This window comes from Zooshikella ganghwensis DSM 15267, assembly GCF_000428585.1.
GTDB classification, from domain to species: domain Bacteria; phylum Pseudomonadota; class Gammaproteobacteria; order Pseudomonadales; family Zooshikellaceae; genus Zooshikella; species Zooshikella ganghwensis.
Map to the genome: position 1 here is coordinate 1 of NZ_AUAF01000105.1, position 17,136 is coordinate 17,136.

Sequence of the window (17,136 nt, forward strand, 5' to 3'; positions counted from 1 at the left end):
AACATCAACACCACATCAAATGGTTTACGTCCCGCTTGGCTTTCTCGGGACTTTTGACGAACTTTATTCAATGTCGCCCTAAAGCGCTCCCAATCAATCAAGGCGCTAAGACTCACCAATGGGTCACGCTCATTCAGCTTGTTATAACGATCTTTCAGATCAAAAAAACCTGGTTGCACCATTTTGCTAGCACTCGTTTCTTATTACTCAGCTGCTATGTATTATACATCAATAAGAATTTTTAGAGGTGCCCTTTATTGTGCGAAAATTATTCCGAGTGATTCCTTGTGAAGAGTCACCTGAACGTAATGCGCTAAAAAAAAGTGAAGGATAGTTTTATTTTAAAAAGAATAAAATGAATGATCTATAATATTAAAATTAAGCTCTACTAAGTAGTGAATTTAGTTGTAAGTAAAGGTTTACTGTCATGAATAAGAATTATGTAGGTTCATTGGCAGTGCTTATTACAGCACAGTTGTGTACAACCCCATTATTTGCCAGTAAGTCTCACTATGGAGAGCGGTTTTGCGAGTATGAAACGATTACCTGCTACCGTGTAAAACGAGGTGACAGCTGGCACTCTCTTTTTCCTGATTCAACGCGGCGAGATTTAATTCAGCGGTTTAACCGAATGAATGTAAGACTGCGCCCTGGAATGAAACTTGCCGTTCCCAATGAGCTTCATTCAATGACACTCATGGATATTTCACCATTTAAAGCTCAAATTCCTGATTCAGGCGAAAAAATGATTGTGGTTAATTTAGATGTATTAGCCTGGGGAGCTTATGATGAGGGAGGAAGTTTAGTCCACTGGGGACCTCTGTCAGGAGGTAAAGATTGGTGTCCTGATGTAAAACGTCCTTGTCGAACAGTGACAGGAACTTATTCGATACAGCGTAAATTAGGTTCTCGTTGCAAATCTTCCAAGTATCCTTTAGGAAAAGGTGGGGCGCCAATGCCTTACTGTATGTTCTTTTTCCGTGGCTTTGCACTTCATGGCTCACCTTATGTGCCAGGATATAATGCAAGCCATGGTTGTGTTCGTTTATTTCCTGAGGATGCTCGGTGGATTAACCAGGAATTTGTAGATTTACCATCATCTCCGCTTGGAGGGACAAGGGTCATTGTCGAGCGTTCTTAATAAGAAGATAAAAAAAGGCCAGCGGATAAGCTGGCTTTTTTTTTATTCTGGGTGCTGATTGTATTAGTGCTTTTACCGTCATAACAGTGATATTCAAATAGTGTTAACAGGCACTAGCTTGGATTTTCAGGAGGGACTTCCTCTATTGAGGGTGGAGTCACTGCATCTGTGCCTTTTTGGGAATTCAGGTAAGTTATTTCTGAGTCATCAATAATCGTAGTATTGCCTGATATGTTATCTATTGTCACAGTATACACACCTGCAGCAGTTGCTACGGTCATATAGGTTTGTTGAGAGCCACGACTGATAGATACGGTTTCAAAGCTTTCTCCGTTTACTTTCTGGCCAGTCCATACATTTACATCATCAATAGCATTTCGTGTACTGGTGAGTTTCATATCAACCACATCGTTAATATGGGGCAATGGTAAAGAGAGCGTTTGGCCAACAGCAAAGTTTTCAATCACGCCTGTATTTATTTGCGCATGAGCAACGTGTAACCCATTTTCTTCAACAATAGGATTTTGCTCGTCAAGTTCCCAGGCCTTTATGGGACCGTAATCAACTGAACCTTTTTGCATAAGTGCTGCATCTATTTCCGCTACATTAATGGGTTTTTGATCTTTTAAATTTTGTTCAGGTGTTGTTGCCGCAGCCGTAATTTGCTCTGATGCTGGAGTTTGTGATGGCTGTGTTTGTGATGATTGTGTGGTTTGTTCTTTCGGTTCTGGTGTTTGAGCAACAGGTTTAGGGATTGCTCCGTCGTCACTGGGTTGATAAAAAATGATAACGGCAATTGCTCCAACAATTAAGGCAACAACGGCGGTGGTTAAATGCTTGGTCATGGTAGCACCTCTAAAACGATGAAAATCTTTATGGGTAGCTTTTCTTTTCTATGTGGCGTGCAGAAACAGGTGAGCTTAGTTTAATCAAATCGGTAAAGAGTGCTTCGCCTACTGCTATTTAAAAGATACTTGAAAACAGTATAGTCGAATATAACAGTAAATAATTTTTAGATTTGTAGCGTAAAATAATTTTTCAGTATTTGAATTTTATTGGTTATAAAAAAAGGGGCATTATATGCCCCTTTTTATAAGCTTATTGCTTCTCTAAGACTTTGACATTATCGATATTAAATTTAATACCGGATTTAGGTCCAAAGAAGAAGAGTTTTTCGTAGCGAATTTGGCCTACGGGTTTGAAGGAAATGTCGCCACTAATAGCTTGCCATTGACCGGCAGCTGTTGGTTGACGTTTGATAACAACCCAGTGATGGCCAGCATCGTCGATGTAGTACAATCTCATATCGGCATATTGAGTACCTGTAGCGGCTGAATCAAGTCGGAAGTCTGCAGATACTGTGTAAGTTTTGCCTGATTTAATGATACCTTTGACATCGTACAGTGCGCCAGAGTACCAGTAAGGGCGGTAGGTAACGGCTAAGCTGTAAGAACCTTCTCCTGCCGAAATGGGTGCTAACTGAATTGAGCTTCGGAAAGCCGCACCCCAACTCTGTAAACCATTTTCAAAGTTACTGTAGAGTAATGAGGTAGGAACAACAGGTTTTGGCTGCTCACTAGACTTGGTCAACTTAACTTCGTCTATCAGCAGTCCAGCATCATTATAAGGTGTGTGAATGAATAAATAAGCTGTCTTTAACTCTGTTAATGTTGAGGTTTTTTCAACATTAATCCGCTCAGAAATAACCGTAAATTCCTGGTCTGTAACAGATGCTACTTTAATCGTTTTATAACGCTGACCAGGTATTACTAAAAAGATCTGAACATCTCGACGTACGTTATTCGCGCTATCAATTTTGACTTTAGCTGAAAAGTCGTAGTTAGTATTAAGCTCTAAACCTTCAATAGGTTGATAAGCACCATTACTGTATCGACCATTGCTGGCACGTAAGACATTATCAATACAGTCGTGAGTGATTTCAGCAATTTCTAGTTGACCGCCATAGGTAGTTCCCCAGTAGCGGGTAGTATTTTCATTAAAGTCGCCATCTTTAACAAAGTTATCAGTAACAGGCTGTTTTTTACAGGCTGTTTTGGTAACGGTTGTTTGTGTTGTGGTTGTTTCAGTAGTCGTTTCTTTGGTTGTTTCTGTTTTTGTCTCTGAAGTGGTTTCAGTTGTTGTTTCTGTAGTTGTAGAGGAGGTTTCATCAACCACTTTGGTTGGCATAAAGTCAGCCAGCTGAACAGCTAGACGGTTAAGTGCTTCTGCAGCGTTTGCCGCTTTACTGTCGGTGATGGGTTTACCACAGGCTAAGCCTTTACATGCATAAACATCGGGATTAGAAAAATACTGTACGCGAGGTACATAGCTACCGCTGGAGTAAGCTGACTGGTAGGCCATAGTTGTGACAAAGATATTATTTTCACCGTGGCCGCGTGCCCAATCGTAGACACCGCCTTTGCTACCTTGTGCATAAGAGTGGCTAAGACTCATATTATGCCCTAATTCATGAGCATAAGAGCTGGTACATTGAATATTTACCCAGTTGAAAGCATAAGATTTGGCATAGCTATAAAGCTTATTGGTTTTTTCATCGCCTTGGGCTACATAACCTAAACCACAGTAACCAGATGCAGGGCCAACTAGAGAGACAAAGTCAGCACCGTATTGAGCACGAAGTGAGGCAACATACTCGCTGTTTTTTAATTTCTCCAGGTCACCATCACCGATAACGTCGCCAAAACCTTCACTAGCAGGCAATGCGCTGTGGTGTACTAAGCGTAACCGCATATTAATTTTACTATTGATATAGCTTTGGTTGGCATACTCAACCAAGGCATTAAGACGGGCAGCCATATCGTTTTTATTTGCAGTATTGGCGGTGTATACGGCCATTACATCAATGACAACAGGTTCAGCAATAGCAACGGTTGCTGCCGACGCTGCTGCAAAAACCACTGGACTTAGCAGAGCCTTACCAAGTGCGTTCATAATTATCCTCTTTTCCCTAATCTAACGTCGCTAACTTGATTTTGTGATTTGTTTATTTTTAAAAAATAAACAGCAAAACCATATATTTGGTGCGTAGGATTTAATGGTAGTGTTGGCAATACAGCCTTGTTTTAATTTATTGACGCTGAGTTGTGGAAGAGAAATTTACCTCATTGAAACATTGGTATGACTTGAAGTTTGTCACAAAAAAACTTTGTTCGTGAAGTAAATCAATGTAATAAAGATAAACGGTTAACTAAAAATATGTATTTTTTATCTTATTTATAGTGAGATATTAGTTGCGTTGATGATGGTGATTGATTTAGAGGTACCCTTTAGTCATTCTTCGCTAATCAAATTTATTGGTTGGTTTGGAATTGATTTTAATTAATAGCAAAAGGTAATAGAAAATAGTTTTTGTCTGAAAATACGCTGCGAAAAATAAAAAAGGAGAAACGTAAAAAGTTTCTCCAAATAACAATTAGAAGATAAAGGTCTGATTTAGTGGGCGGTCGGCAGCTGAAAAAAAAACTCTGCGACTTGCCTGGTTTGGTTAGCAATTCTTTCATACCCAACGTGCTGACAGTCAGCGATGGCTTTTATGACCTCAGGTAAAAATGCGGGTTCGTTACGTCGGGATTTTGGTTTGGGAGAAAGTATTCTGGGCAAAAGGTAAGGTGCATCCGTTTCAACCATCAGCCGATTGCTAGGAATGCTGGGTATAAGCTCCAGTAGGTGTTGCCCTCGGCGTTCATCACAAATCCAGCCTGTTAAACCAATATGTAAATCTAAGTCCAAGTAGTTATACAAGGCCTGCATATGTCCAGTAAAACAATGAATCACAGCATTAGTAAGGTAATCTCGATAATCTTTAAGAATGGCTTGCATTCTCTGATCAGCATCTCGCTCGTGTAAAAAAACAGGCAGTTTTAATTCACAGGCAAGCTCTAGTTGTTGAATAAATACTTTTTCTTGTTGAGGGCGGGGAGAAAAGTCACGGTTAAAATCCAATCCCATCTCCCCCAAAGCAACTGCTTTTTTATCCATTGCCAGTGAGCGCAGTTGATCCATGCTTTGAGCGTTGGCCTGTTTTGCATCGTGTGGGTGAATGCCTACAGTGGCGAAACATACATCATCATATTGGTTGGCAAGCTCTAGGGCTTTCTCACTGCCATTGACTGAAGTGCCAGTAATAATCAGCGTATTCACACCAGCTTGTTTTGCTCTTGAGAGGACATCCTCTCTATCGTTATTAAAAGATTTATCCGCAAGGTTGACACCAATATCAATCAAAGTAGGTGATGATGCTTCCACAGTTGAAAAGACCTCTTTTGTATTAAGAAACTTTACATGCGGGCATTTTTATACGAAGGCTCTTTTTATAAAAGCTTTTGTACGAATGTTTATGGCTGACTTATTTTGTACGCTTAAAGATATGGGTTAATTTCAGCCAATCCCACATGTAAAGTGCATCAATATAATGAAGAATAAGCTTACAGCTTTTGCAGTTGGTGTGCAGCACTTAAGCTGGCAAGGTAGGCATCACGCACAATAAAATCGCTAATGTTAAGTTGAAGTAGCCGTCCCCAGTTTATTTTTTGCCAGGCCGCCTGCTCGTATAATATGGTGGTTGATAAGATAAACCCCATGGTGCCTTTAAAGTGTAAGGCTGCGTCGATATGTTCAGTGGGTAGGGCGAGACTGGATAAAACACTTTCTAATGTTTGATCAAAAAAAGCATCAAGCATTGATAACAAACCGACGAGAAAATACTGTGAAGGATCACAGCCTTTAATGTGTCGTGACATAAGCTGACACATTAACGCTCGCTGTAGAGCCAGCACAATAAGCTCATTAGGTTTATCGACCAGCGTACTAAGTTTAAGCATGATGACCAGGTTGCGTATTTGAGTAATCCCCAACATGGTGATGGCTTGCTTAATACTTTCAACGGTTCTTGTACGGCGATAATAGGCTGAGTTGACAAGCCTTAAGATTTTGATCGCAATGGTAGGATCTTTATCGATAATGGACTCTAACTCTGATACCTCTACATCAGGATTCTGCAGTTTAGCTAATAGCTGCATCACGATCGCTTTGTTGGACTCAAGCCGGTGACCATGAATTTGTTCTGGCTTACATAAAAAATACCCTTGGAATAAATCAAAGCCAGCATCTCGGCAAAAGCTAAGCATACCGTAAGTTTCAACTTTTTCTGCCAGGGTTTTTACATTAAACGCTTTTAATTCAGCCAAGAGCTGGGGAATATCTTCTTTGGGGGTATCCAGCACATCAATTTTTACAATATCAACATAGGGTAGGACGGAAGGTTTATCTTCACTGTGCTGATAGTCATCAAGAGCAATGGTGTAACCATCATTATGAAGCTGTTTTACGGCAGCAACCGTTTGCTCGTCAAAGATAATATCTTCTAGCACCTCAATGACAAAACGGCTTTTATCAAGTGCTGGTGGGTTGAACAAAAGTTGATGAGTGAAGTTGATATAGGCAGGAACCTCACCAATAACATCATCTAACTGTAAAGAGCCAATAACATTATCCAACAGGTTTGAAGTGGCGGCATCCCCATCTTCAAAAATGGCTTGATAGTCATTTTGATCTCTAAACAGTAACTCATAGGCTTTGACTTTTTTTTGTGTGTCAAAGATGGGTTGACGAGCCAATAGAATTGTTTTTTCAGCCATGATTTTTAATAAAAATTAAGCTACTGGGGCTTCCTTGATCTTTCTCTAGTCTAGTTGAAGGAGCCTAGCTTGGGTAGGCTAAGAAGCTAGCGGGCTATGCAGGGAAAGGTGGAGACAATAAAGAGGGCTTCACTAACAGGCATAGTGATCGCCTATTAGTGAAGTTTGACGTTGAGCCTATGATGAATGATGAGCTGGTTGCGCGACTAGTTCATCCGCCTCTTTGTCTTCCTGATGCTTTCTTGCAAAGAAGGTATACATTGTAGGGACAATGTATAAGGTGAATAGAGTACCAACTGTCATACCCGTGGCTATCACTAAGCCAATATTGAAGCGGCTAATGGCTCCAGCCCCATCAGCCAGAACCAGTGGCACAACACCAAGAACCATTGCACCTGTGGTCATAAGCACTGGACGTAACCGGATGGCGGTCGCTTCCAGTACAGCCTGTTGAACACTGTATCCTCGCTCTTTTTGCAATTGATTAGCAAATTCAACAATCAGAATACCGTGTTTGCTGATCAGTCCAATAAGTGTCACCAAGCCAATTTGGGTGTAAATATTCATGGTACTGACACCTAAGAATAGCGGAACCAGTGCACCAAAGATTGACATGGGCACGCTGATCAGTACCACGAAAGGATCGCGAAAGCTTTCAAACTGTGCAGCGAGAACCAGATAAATCACAATTAATGCAAAGACAAAAGTGATTAATAATGCACTGCCTTCTTGCATGAACTGCCGAGATACTCCCGAGTAATCGCGACCAAAGCCTTGGGGAAAGACTTTATCTGCAGTTTCATTCAGAAATGCCAGGGCATCACCCAAGGCAACACCAGGCATGACAATACCTTGAATTGTTGCAGCATTAAGTTGTTGGAATTGTTTAAGCTGGTTAGGCTTACTGATTTTTTTAGTGGAAATAACCGTACTCAGAGGAACCAGATCATTCTGCTGGTTTCTGACGTAATAACGCTTCAGCCAGCTTGGATCAATACGTGATAAGGCTTCGGCTTGAGGAATGACTTTGTAGCTGCGTCCATCAAGGGTAAAACGGTTGACCCGACCTTCACCCAGCATGGTTGCTAAGGCATTACCTATAGCGGCCATACTTATTCCTAGCCGGGCGGCTTTATCCCGATCAATCCAGACTTGCCATTCTGGCTTATCGAATTTCAGGTCACTGGTGATCATCATGAATTTGCCGCTTTTTCTCGCTTCAGCAAGTACCCGCTCTGTAACCTGATGCAGTGTTCGGTAGTCTGCCGTCGTATTGACGATAAACTGGACGGGTAAACCATCACCTGATCCAGGTAGTGGCGGCATATTGAATGAAAAGATTTGTAAGCCAGCAATATCATTTAATTTTTGTTGTAACTGTGGCTGTATTTCAAGCTGGCTGCGTTCACGCTCATCCCAAGGCTTGAGAATCATACCGGCAATGGAATTATTCACGCCGCCCATGCCATTGACCAAAAAGGAGCTATCATACTCGGGAAATGAGTTAAAAATAGACTCAAACTGTTTAGTGTAGGCATTCATATAATCGATATTGGCATATTGAGGGGAAGATGAAGAAATAAACACCACGCCTTCATCTTCATTTGGTGCAAGCTCACTTTCAATAAATAAAAACATGACAGGTAAACTGCACAAAATGACAATTGCAAATACCACTGTGGGGGCACGGTACTGTAAAACACTGGCTAATGAACGTTGAAAACGCTGCTTAAGTTTATCGAAGAGTTTATCTAATTTAGCGGCTAATTTACTTTCGTGACTGGCATCCTGTAATAACTTGGAGCACATCATGGGGGATAGTGTCAGTGCGATAATACCTGAAATAATAACAGCACCTGCCAGCGTGAAGGCAAACTCTGTAAATAATTTCCCCGTAAGCCCTCCTAGGAAACCAATAGGTGCATAGACTGCTGCCAACGTAATTGTCATGGCAACGACAGGCATGGCAATTTCTCGAGCACCTAAAATGGCTGCTTTATAGGGGCTTAATCCCTCTTCAATATGGCGGTGAATATTTTCCAGTACGACAATCGCATCATCTACTACTAAGCCAATTGCCAGTACCATGGCGAGTAAGGTAAGTAGGTTAATCGAGTAACCCATGACCAGCATAAAAAATAAAACACCTACCATGGATAAGGGGATGGTTACCACCGGAATAATCACTGAACGTAACGCACCTAAAAATAGGAAAACAACAAAAATAACAATAACCGTTGCTTCGATCAGCGTTTTGACTACCTCATTAATAGATGCCTCAATAAAACGAGTGGCGTCATAGACAATATCTGCTTTTAAGGCAGAAGGCAGTTGTTTTTTGACTTCAGGTAGTTTGTTTCGTACCCGCTGAATGACTTCCAGAGGATTGGCAGAAGGCGTTGAGCTAATCGCCATGTAGACGGACTGAATACCATTAAAGGCAACATAGGAATCAAAGCTTTCTGCCGATAGCTCAACTCGTGCCACGTCTTTAACACGTACCAGTGCATCTTCACGGCTGGCAATAACGATGTTGCCAAAGGCTGTAGGTGAGGTTAAATCTGTTTTAGCATTAACCCCTGTAACAATAAACTCACCTTTTGTTTCCCCTGCAGCAGACAGGAAATTATTGGTGCGGATGGCTTGATTAATATCTTCACTGGTAATCCCATGAGCTGCCATTTTTACTGGGTCTAACCAAATACGCATGGCAAAGGTTTTTTTACCTAATATTTCTGCTTCAGCGACACCTTCAATGGTAGCTAATTTGGGTTGTACGACACGTGTGAGATAATCGGTAACTTGCTCGTTATTCATTTCCTCGCTGTAAAAACTCATATAGAGCAATGCGGTGCCTCTTGCTGACTCTTTGGCGACCACTGGTTTATCAGCATCTTCTGGCAGTTCATTTTGAACTTCAGCTACTTTGGCCATTATTTCAGTTAATGCAGCGTTGGCATCATAACCTAAAATAAGGTTAGCTTTAACTGAAGATACGCTTTGCTGGCTGCTTGAAGTGATGTAATCAATGCCCTCAGCACTGGCAATGGCCTGTTGGATTGGGGTAGTAATAAAGCCCTGAATAACATCACTGCTGGCACCTGCATAAGTGGTAGTAATGCTAATCACTGCATTCTCAAGTTTAGGGTATTGACGAATGCTGAGGGTTTCAAATGCTTTAAACCCTAATAATAAAATCATCATACTAACGACAGTGGCCAGCACCGGTCGTTTTATAAAAACATCAGTAAAATGCATGGCGTAGCTCCTGCCTACAACTCAACATCATTATTGATAATGATGCGGGTACCATTATTCAGCTTTAACTGACCAGAAGTGACAACCTGCGCCCCAGCTTCCAGACCACTAAGGACAGCCACTTCACCATTGCGCTCTTCACCGGTTTTGACGTAGTGGCGGGTGACTGTCAGTAAGGGGTTTCCATCTTCAGCCTTGCCTTCTTCTTTAATTAAAAATACCGAGTCGCCATATAAACTGTAAGTAATCGCTGTAAGCGGAACGGTAATGACAGGTTTTGTGGTGGGTAATAAAACACGTAAATTAGCAAACATACCAGGTAACAGTTTATCTTGCTCATTACTGACACTGGCTCGAACTAGCAAATTCCGTGTTTCTTCATTCACCTTTGAGTTAATGGCAATTAATTTTCCTCTGAATACATCTTTATTGTGGGCTTCAACGGTAAACTCTACTGTTTGATCAATGGCTAATTTAGGGAAGTCCTGCTCTGGTAAATTAAAATCGACATATAAAGGGTTAGTGTCCTGAAGTGTAGCAATAGGTGTTCCTGGCGAGACATATTCTCCAAGGTCGACCATACGAATACCAATTTTTCCATTAAAAGGAGCACGAATTGTTTTTTTCGCAATAACGGCCTTGGTGCTTTCGACACTGGCGACGGCTTCTTCTAATGTTGCTTTACTGCGGTCAAAAGTGGTTTGAGGAATGGCCCGCTTTGCCAGCAATGTTCGATCACGTTCGTAATTAATTTTGGCCAGTTTTAGTTGGGCCTCAAAACGTTTCAAGTCTGCTTGCTCAACTTGATCATCAATTTTAATTAAGATTTGACCTTGGGAAACCTCTTCACCGGATTTAAATAGTATTTCTTTAATTGTACCACCCACTTCGGTACTCACTTCTACACCGTTGACAGCGGTGAGTGTACCAATTGAATTTAAATAAGGTTGCCAGTTTTGAGTTTTGGCCTTGTCGGCAGAGACTGTAACGGGGGGAGGGCTGTAATTTGCAAATGCAGCCATGCCTTCGGTAATTTGCTGGTATTTCAGACCAAAAATAGCACCAAATATTATTAATAATATGATAATTACAATCATCATGCGTTTAAACATGAAGAATTCCTTGCTTAAGTGTTAGTGACTTCAATGACCTGAAAACAGGCATACCATGTATAAATAATTTTTAATTTGTCAGGGTTAAAGACCCCATGCTGCCATTGAGTATTTTATACGTAATGTTATGTACGCTTATTAAGGGAAAGAAAGTATTAGTTGTCCATCGCTCTCAGTCTGTTATTTCCTTTGCAATGATTGTTTAGCAACTTTGATGGTAGAAAGACAAAGAAGCCCAGGTAACATTGCAGACTGTGACCATATTCATTACGTATGAATGGGGGTTATGCTGCTCTCTGTTTAAGTTTTTCCAAAATAGCGTATGATGCATGGTTTTCTACCATACTATAACGTATGTTTTTATTTTCATGCAATCATTCTTGCAAGCACAGCATGTTCGTTCGGTATTTGAGTAACTGGATAAATAAGGTATGACTAAAGCGACTCATGAAGACTGGCTGTATGCCGGGTTTCGAATTTTGGTGAAAAAAGGGCATAACCAACTGACAATTGATAATTTATTATTGTTGCTTGGAGTGACGAAAGGCTCATTTTACCATCACTTCAAGAGTCGTCAGGATTTTACCGAACAGCTATTAGGTTATTGGCGGGAGCATATCGCTACCCGTGCTATTCGAGAGTTACAACTACGCCACTTGGCTCCTCTGGCTTGCTTAGATGAAGTGCTGGTGAGTGTTGCGAGCAGTCGAGATGTAGGAACAGTGATACCACAGCTTCAAGGGATTGATGCATTAGTGCTGGAGATGGCTATACGGGCTTGGGCTCAGCACTGTAGTTATGCTGCAAATCACCAGCAAAGTGTTGATCAGGAGCGAATGGCATTTTTAAATCACATGTTTTGTCAACTGGTCAAGGATCAGACGCTGGCTAAAAGTTTTAGCTGGCTGCTAATGTTAACCTGTGTTGGTGAAAAGCATGTGCCTATTCAAATTAGCAAGCAACAGTTTCGTCAGGTTTTATTATTAATTCGTCAACTTGTAGTCGAGCAGTCAGTTGATAATGTAGGTTAGCAAAACGGCTATTGCAGCCTTGCGGTGTAGCAAGCTGTTATCTGCTAACTACCTAGGCTTGAGGTAAGTTATAAATTAATTATAAGTTATCAATTAATTAAGGGAGGGCAGGCGGCTGATATGACAGAGTTAACCTTCAAAATAAACAAACTCAAGCAGCAGATTGCAGAATGTGAACGAAAAGCCCGAGAGTATGAGCAGCAGGCTCGTGAGATAACCGTTTATCAGCACTTTGATAACCGACGGGTAAGTATGCTTAAGCAAAAAGCAAGGGCTGAACGGCGTAAGGCGGAACAGTTAAAGCATGAGTATGCACAGTTAAAGTCATAATGCAGTGATAACCTGGGCCTGAACTGGTAGGCTGTCTTGGTAAGCGTATTAAGTAGCAGTAATAGAAGGGGGCTGAATGGTATGTCATATTGTATTGTTGAAATGTAAATCTGCAATTACCGAGCAGGAAACATTGCAACTCGAAAGCGCTCTGGTGAGTCTAGAGGGTAAGATACCTGGTTTACGACAAGTGATTTTTAATAAAAACATCAGTCCGGAAGGTAAACAGCAAGGTTTTACTCATGGTTTCTATATGATGTTTGAGAATTTGGCTGCACGTGATGTGTATTTGACTCACCCTGAGCATCAACAAGTGAAGCCATTTATTCGGCAGGTATTGGCTGATGAGCCAGAGGCAATTCTGGTCATTGATCTTTGAGCATCAGATATACATGAAAAATGATGATGGAAAATAGCTAGCAGCTGTCGTCTATTGGCTCACTGAAACACCTTCAGTATCTTCTCCTATAAAGCGATAGCCAATTCCTGGCTCTGTTTCGATAAAGCGAGGCTCTATAGGATTGTCTTGCAGCTTTTGCCTGAGTCGTGCAATAAAAATGCGTAAGTAATGAGTGTCATGAATATGGTGCTCCCCCCAAAGTTCCTTAAGTAAAAACTGTTGAGTTACTAAGCGACCTTGGTGATTAAGCAGGGTTTGTAGTAGTGCAAACTCTTTTTTTGATAGGTGGACAGGCTGATCATCAACCAGTACTTTTCGAGAAGCAAAGTTTATGTAGAGGCCCTGCTGCTGATATTCAACAGTGGGTGTTGATACGTTGGCAAAACACTGCAGTAAATTTTTGACTCGGGCAAGAAACTCTTTAATACCAAACGGCTTTTCCACATAATCATTGCCGCCATGATCAAAGGCCATGACTTTTTCATGCTCCTGGTTTCTTACAGACAAAACCAGTATTGGTTGTTGAGCAAACTGTCGTATTTCTTGCAACACATGCTGTCCGTCCATGTCTGGTAAGCCTAAATCGAGCACGATTAAATCTGGCTGCTCTGTCGCCACAAGATTAATACCTTGTTGTCCGGTTTCAGCTTCAATAATTTCATATTGCTGAGATTGTAAGCTGATACGTAAAAAGCGGCGTATCTGAGGTTCGTCATCAATGATCAGAATCCGTGCCATCGACAGGCTCCTCTATTGGCTGTTGAGTGGGGAGAGGAATATGAAAGACAAAGGTTGCACCTGTGTTAGGGGCAGATGATGCTGTGACTTCAATGAATCCGCCATGGGCGCGAAGAATACTTTGACTGATGGCTAGTCCTAAACCGGTACCAGGAGGCTTACAATCCCCTCTGCTTACGGTATAAAACATATCGAAAATTTGTTCTCGCTCATCTTCAGGGATACCTGGTCCTTCGTCTATTACGCTCAGGAGCAATGTATCCTCTTGCTGGGCTGTTTGCAGCTCAATTACTCCATCCTTAGGGGTGAATTTAATGGCATTTTCGACAACATTAAATAGTGCTTGCTCAATTAGAGCGGGATGAACATAAAGCAGTGGTGTTGGCTGCACACCTGTGACATGAATATATTGGTGCTGTAAGAGGGGCTTGCTGCGCTTGAGAGTGACATTAATAATATCTTCTATTGTGACCCAGTCTCTTTCCAGTTTTAATTCACCGTGTCCTAGCCGGGTCATATCCAGTAAATTCTGAACATAGCGGTTTAAGCGCTTAGCTTCTTCTAATATAGCTGTCAGCAGCTCTTGCTGGTCATCTACACTGAGTTGCTGATGAAAGGCTTGTAAGGTACTTACTGAGCCAATCATAGTGGCCAGTGGAGTTCGTAAGTCATGAGAGACTGAAGACAGTAGGGCTGACCGCAGCATCTCCCGTTCATTATTCATTTTTTCTTGTTGCAGGCTATTCATCAGCGCACATTGGCGAAGTGCTTGCTCAGCTTGTTGGACAAAGGTGTGAATAAGTATGGTGCTTGGAGGAAAAGGGGATGCTTCTGTTTTGGCAGAGAGCATGAGTACGGAAATGACACTATCACCCTGTACTGGAAAAAATAAATATGGGCTTTGGCTAAAACTAGAGGCACCAGCTCCACAAGGTTGAGCGTGCTGCGCAGTACTTTGAAAAGCACTCAGGGCGGCAGGCTCCAGTGGAGGAAGGCTATCAGGTGGATAATGTTGGCAGTTGACGTTGAGTACTTGGTTAATATGTTGACATAAACAATCCAGCACAGCTTGCTGTGATAGGCAAGACGACAACTGTTGGGCAAGCTGGAGTTGATGATGAAGCATTTTGTCATTGCTATGTAATAGCTGCATTTGTTGTCGAAGACGCCCACCAATTCGTCCAACCACGAGTGCAATCAGTAGAAAAAAACAGACTGTGAGGATTTCTTCCTGATGAATCATTTCAAGGGTAAAACGTGGACTCATAAAAAAGAAGTTGTACGTCAAGAAGCTTATGAGTGAACACAAAATGGCAGGTGTGGTGTGGGTGTGAAGCGCCGTGAGTAACACTGCCGTTAAATATATGAGTGAAACGTTCGCAATGGGCAGGTAGCTAGCCACAGCCGCGGCCAACACTGTGGCTAAAATGGGGGTGGTTAATGCTAGCCAGTAAGGATGGCTTAACCACTGGGGAGGAAACAGGTTCATAGTTAGCGTCGCCAAAAATCTCGAGAAAATACCACCAGCACACTGAGTAACTCTAGTCGACCAAGAATCATGGCAATGGCTAATAACCATTTAGCACCTACTGGTAAACTCGCAAAATTGCCAGCAGGGCCAATGGTATCACCAAGTCCGGGACCCACATTGGTCAGCGCTGTAATAGAACCCGTTAGGCTGGTCATCAGATCAACTCCCAGTAAGCACAGCAAAATGGTAAATACAGCAATGGATAGGAAAAAGATAAAAGCAAAAGCAACTGCTGAGGCAATAATGTCATCACTGAGTTTGCGGTTGTTGTAACGTCGGCTGACGATCGCATAAGGATGAACAAGCTTACGTAACTGTTCACGGACTAAACACCATGAAATCTGAAAACGGAAAATTTTCACACCACCGCTGGTAGACCCTGAGCAACCTCCAATAAACGTGATAATAAAGAAAATAGCGATTGGGAATTCTCCCCAAAGGGTATAGTCCGTAGATGCGTAGCCCGTTGTGGTGATGATTGATACCACATTAAATGTCGTGACGGTAATGGCTTGAAAAAAGTCAGTGTCAGTTTGCTGAGCTAAAAAAACAGCTAGCATCACTGATGGTACGGCAAAGCTGATAAATAAACCTTTTATTTGTTGGTCATTTAACAGTTGAATATCATGACTATGCCAAAACCTTACCAGAATAGTAAAAGGTAGCGCCCCGCATGCCATGAACAAGGTGCTAATCCATAAAATGCTGGGGGCGGTAAATTGCCCCATAGACTGATCAGAGGTGGAGAAACCACCTGTTGAGATGGTAGTCATTGCATGGTTGAGTGCATTAAACCAGTCCATGCCCACTAACCGATAACAGAGCACACAGATTACGGTGAGTGTTAAGTACAACAGTACGATAGTTTTTGCGACTTCACGAAACTGTGGAAGGGCTTTATCAGACCAGTCAGAAGACTCTGTTTGGAATAACCGCATCCCTCCAACCCTTAGAAAAGGTAAAATAGCGACCGCCATACCAATAATGCCAATTCCTCCCAGCCATTGCAGAATGGAACGCCAAAGTAAAATATCGCGAGGCATACCATCTAAACCACTGATGACCGTTGAGCCAGTGGTGGTAATGCCTGATATGGTTTCAAAAATGGCGTCTGTGACAGTGAGTCCTTGCTCAACCAAAATGAGAGGCAGAGACGCAAACGTACTCACTACAACCCAGCTAAAAACCGTTAACAGAAAGAGCTGGTTTGGGTTCAGGCGATTGATAGGGGTACGGCAAACACCCATCGCAAGCGTGCCACAGCCTGCTGTTATGGCTGAGCACATGATAAACACTTTCCAGTCCTGACTTCCTGCCAACAAGACTATGGGCATCAGCATTAAGGCTGCGAGGAGTAGTAAAACAATACCAATGATACGAATAACAGGCTTGGCAAATGACATCGTTAATCCTGTGTTTTTCAGGTCCAGTGCTGTCATTGACAACGAAGACAAATTCTCTGTTGACTGCAAATCATCATACAGAGCATCAGATGCACTTGGTTAGGTTACAGGCTGCATAAAATAATCAATTTTCCCGTAAAAAAAACAGCCATTTTTTGGCTAATGTCCGTAAACAAAGCGTAAATATTTACCTAAAGCGAAGGATTTTTTAGGGGCGGCAGTCAAGCGATGAAGCCCTGGGAGCTTATATTAACGCGATGCTCGACTTTTATTAGTTTGAAATGACAACCCCTGACCCCAACCTTTGTTTTGCCGAAACAAATTCAAAGGGACAGGGGATGTCAGTAGAAGAGTTTATCATAGCAGTTTATTGCTGGGTTGATGATACCTTTAATGATTTACTTAAAGGCCAGCGATTACGTGAACGAGGGACTATGCCTTCCCTTTCTGATCCTGAAGTGATTGCAATGGAGCTCATCGGCGAGTTTTTTGGGCTAGATGAAGATACACATATCTGGCGGTATTTTCGCGAACA

13 protein-coding genes and 2 pseudogenes are annotated in these 17,136 nt (G+C 42.0%); 5 read left to right on the forward strand and 10 right to left on the reverse strand.

The genetic code is table 11. The features are described 5' to 3' along the window. Positions 1 to 182 (reverse strand): annotated as a pseudogene (locus F607_RS0118615) (IS5/IS1182 family transposase); the annotation flags it as partial. Between the two features lie 245 nt (positions 183 to 427). Here F607_RS0118615 and F607_RS0118620 point away from each other — a divergent pair. Further along, on the forward strand, positions 428 to 1,141 hold the full coding sequence (locus tag F607_RS0118620) for a L,D-transpeptidase (RefSeq protein WP_027709301.1): 714 nt from the start codon (positions 428 to 430) through the stop codon (positions 1,139 to 1,141). Between the two features lie 113 nt (positions 1,142 to 1,254). Here F607_RS0118620 and F607_RS0118625 read toward each other — a convergent pair whose 3' ends face one another. From F607_RS0118625 to F607_RS0118650, 6 genes are all read right to left on the reverse strand, one after another. Beyond that, positions 1,255 to 1,986 (reverse strand): hypothetical protein, encoded by a 732-nt coding sequence (locus tag F607_RS0118625; protein WP_027709302.1) that lies wholly within the window; start codon positions 1,984 to 1,986, stop codon positions 1,255 to 1,257. 253 nt (positions 1,987 to 2,239) lie between these two features. After that, positions 2,240 to 4,093 carry a biofilm-associated metzincin protease Mep72 gene (gene mep72, locus F607_RS0118630; protein ID WP_027709303.1) on the reverse strand — a complete coding sequence of 618 codons (1,854 nt, stop codon included), beginning with the start codon at positions 4,091 to 4,093 and terminating at the stop codon, positions 2,240 to 2,242. 501 nt (positions 4,094 to 4,594) lie between these two features. After that, positions 4,595 to 5,407, reverse strand: a complete 813-nt coding sequence (locus F607_RS0118635) for a TatD family hydrolase (protein ID WP_027709304.1) — start codon at positions 5,405 to 5,407, stop codon at positions 4,595 to 4,597. A gap of 179 nt (positions 5,408 to 5,586) precedes the next feature. Next, complete coding sequence (locus F607_RS0118640; RefSeq protein WP_027709305.1) at positions 5,587 to 6,798, reverse strand: EAL and HDOD domain-containing protein; 1,212 nt, start codon at positions 6,796 to 6,798, stop codon at positions 5,587 to 5,589. A 177-nt stretch (positions 6,799 to 6,975) separates the two neighbouring features. Further along, positions 6,976 to 10,056 (reverse strand): MexW/MexI family multidrug efflux RND transporter permease subunit, encoded by a 3,081-nt coding sequence (locus F607_RS0118645; RefSeq protein WP_027709306.1) that lies wholly within the window; start codon positions 10,054 to 10,056, stop codon positions 6,976 to 6,978. A 14-nt stretch (positions 10,057 to 10,070) separates the two neighbouring features. Further along, positions 10,071 to 11,168 (reverse strand): efflux RND transporter periplasmic adaptor subunit, encoded by a 1,098-nt coding sequence (locus F607_RS0118650; protein WP_027709307.1) that lies wholly within the window; start codon positions 11,166 to 11,168, stop codon positions 10,071 to 10,073. 431 nt (positions 11,169 to 11,599) lie between these two features. Here F607_RS0118650 and F607_RS0118655 point away from each other — a divergent pair, with 431 nt between their 5' ends. The 3 genes from F607_RS0118655 to F607_RS0118665 all read left to right on the forward strand — a co-directional run bounded on the left by F607_RS0118655 (position 11,600) and on the right by F607_RS0118665 (position 12,908). Next, complete coding sequence (locus tag F607_RS0118655) at positions 11,600 to 12,199, forward strand: TetR/AcrR family transcriptional regulator (protein WP_027709308.1); 600 nt, start codon at positions 11,600 to 11,602, stop codon at positions 12,197 to 12,199. 120 nt (positions 12,200 to 12,319) lie between these two features. After that, complete coding sequence (locus F607_RS0118660; RefSeq protein ID WP_027709309.1) at positions 12,320 to 12,529, forward strand: hypothetical protein; 210 nt, start codon at positions 12,320 to 12,322, stop codon at positions 12,527 to 12,529. 76 nt (positions 12,530 to 12,605) lie between these two features. After that, a complete protein-coding gene (locus tag F607_RS0118665) occupies positions 12,606 to 12,908 on the forward strand; it encodes a Dabb family protein (protein ID WP_027709310.1) in 303 nt (100 codons plus the stop codon). Between the two features lie 51 nt (positions 12,909 to 12,959). Here F607_RS0118665 and F607_RS0118670 read toward each other — a convergent pair whose 3' ends face one another. Genes F607_RS0118670 through F607_RS0118680 form a run of 3 tightly spaced genes read right to left on the reverse strand, consistent with a single transcriptional unit; the run spans position 12,960 to position 16,601 of the window. Then, positions 12,960 to 13,667 carry a response regulator gene (locus F607_RS0118670; RefSeq protein ID WP_027709311.1) on the reverse strand — a complete coding sequence of 236 codons (708 nt, stop codon included), beginning with the start codon at positions 13,665 to 13,667 and terminating at the stop codon, positions 12,960 to 12,962. Then, entirely contained in the window at positions 13,645 to 15,156 is a 1,512-nt protein-coding gene (locus F607_RS30465; protein WP_051311622.1) for a sensor histidine kinase, read from the reverse strand. The genes F607_RS0118670 and F607_RS30465 overlap by 23 nt, the downstream gene beginning before the upstream one ends. 2 nt (positions 15,157 to 15,158) lie before the next feature. After that, positions 15,159 to 16,601 carry a TrkH family potassium uptake protein gene (locus tag F607_RS0118680; protein WP_027709312.1) on the reverse strand — a complete coding sequence of 481 codons (1,443 nt, stop codon included), beginning with the start codon at positions 16,599 to 16,601 and terminating at the stop codon, positions 15,159 to 15,161. Positions 16,602 to 16,939: 338 nt separating this feature from the next. Here F607_RS0118680 and F607_RS30470 point away from each other — a divergent pair. Further along, positions 16,940 to 17,136, forward strand: a pseudogene (locus F607_RS30470) (IS982 family transposase); the annotation flags it as partial.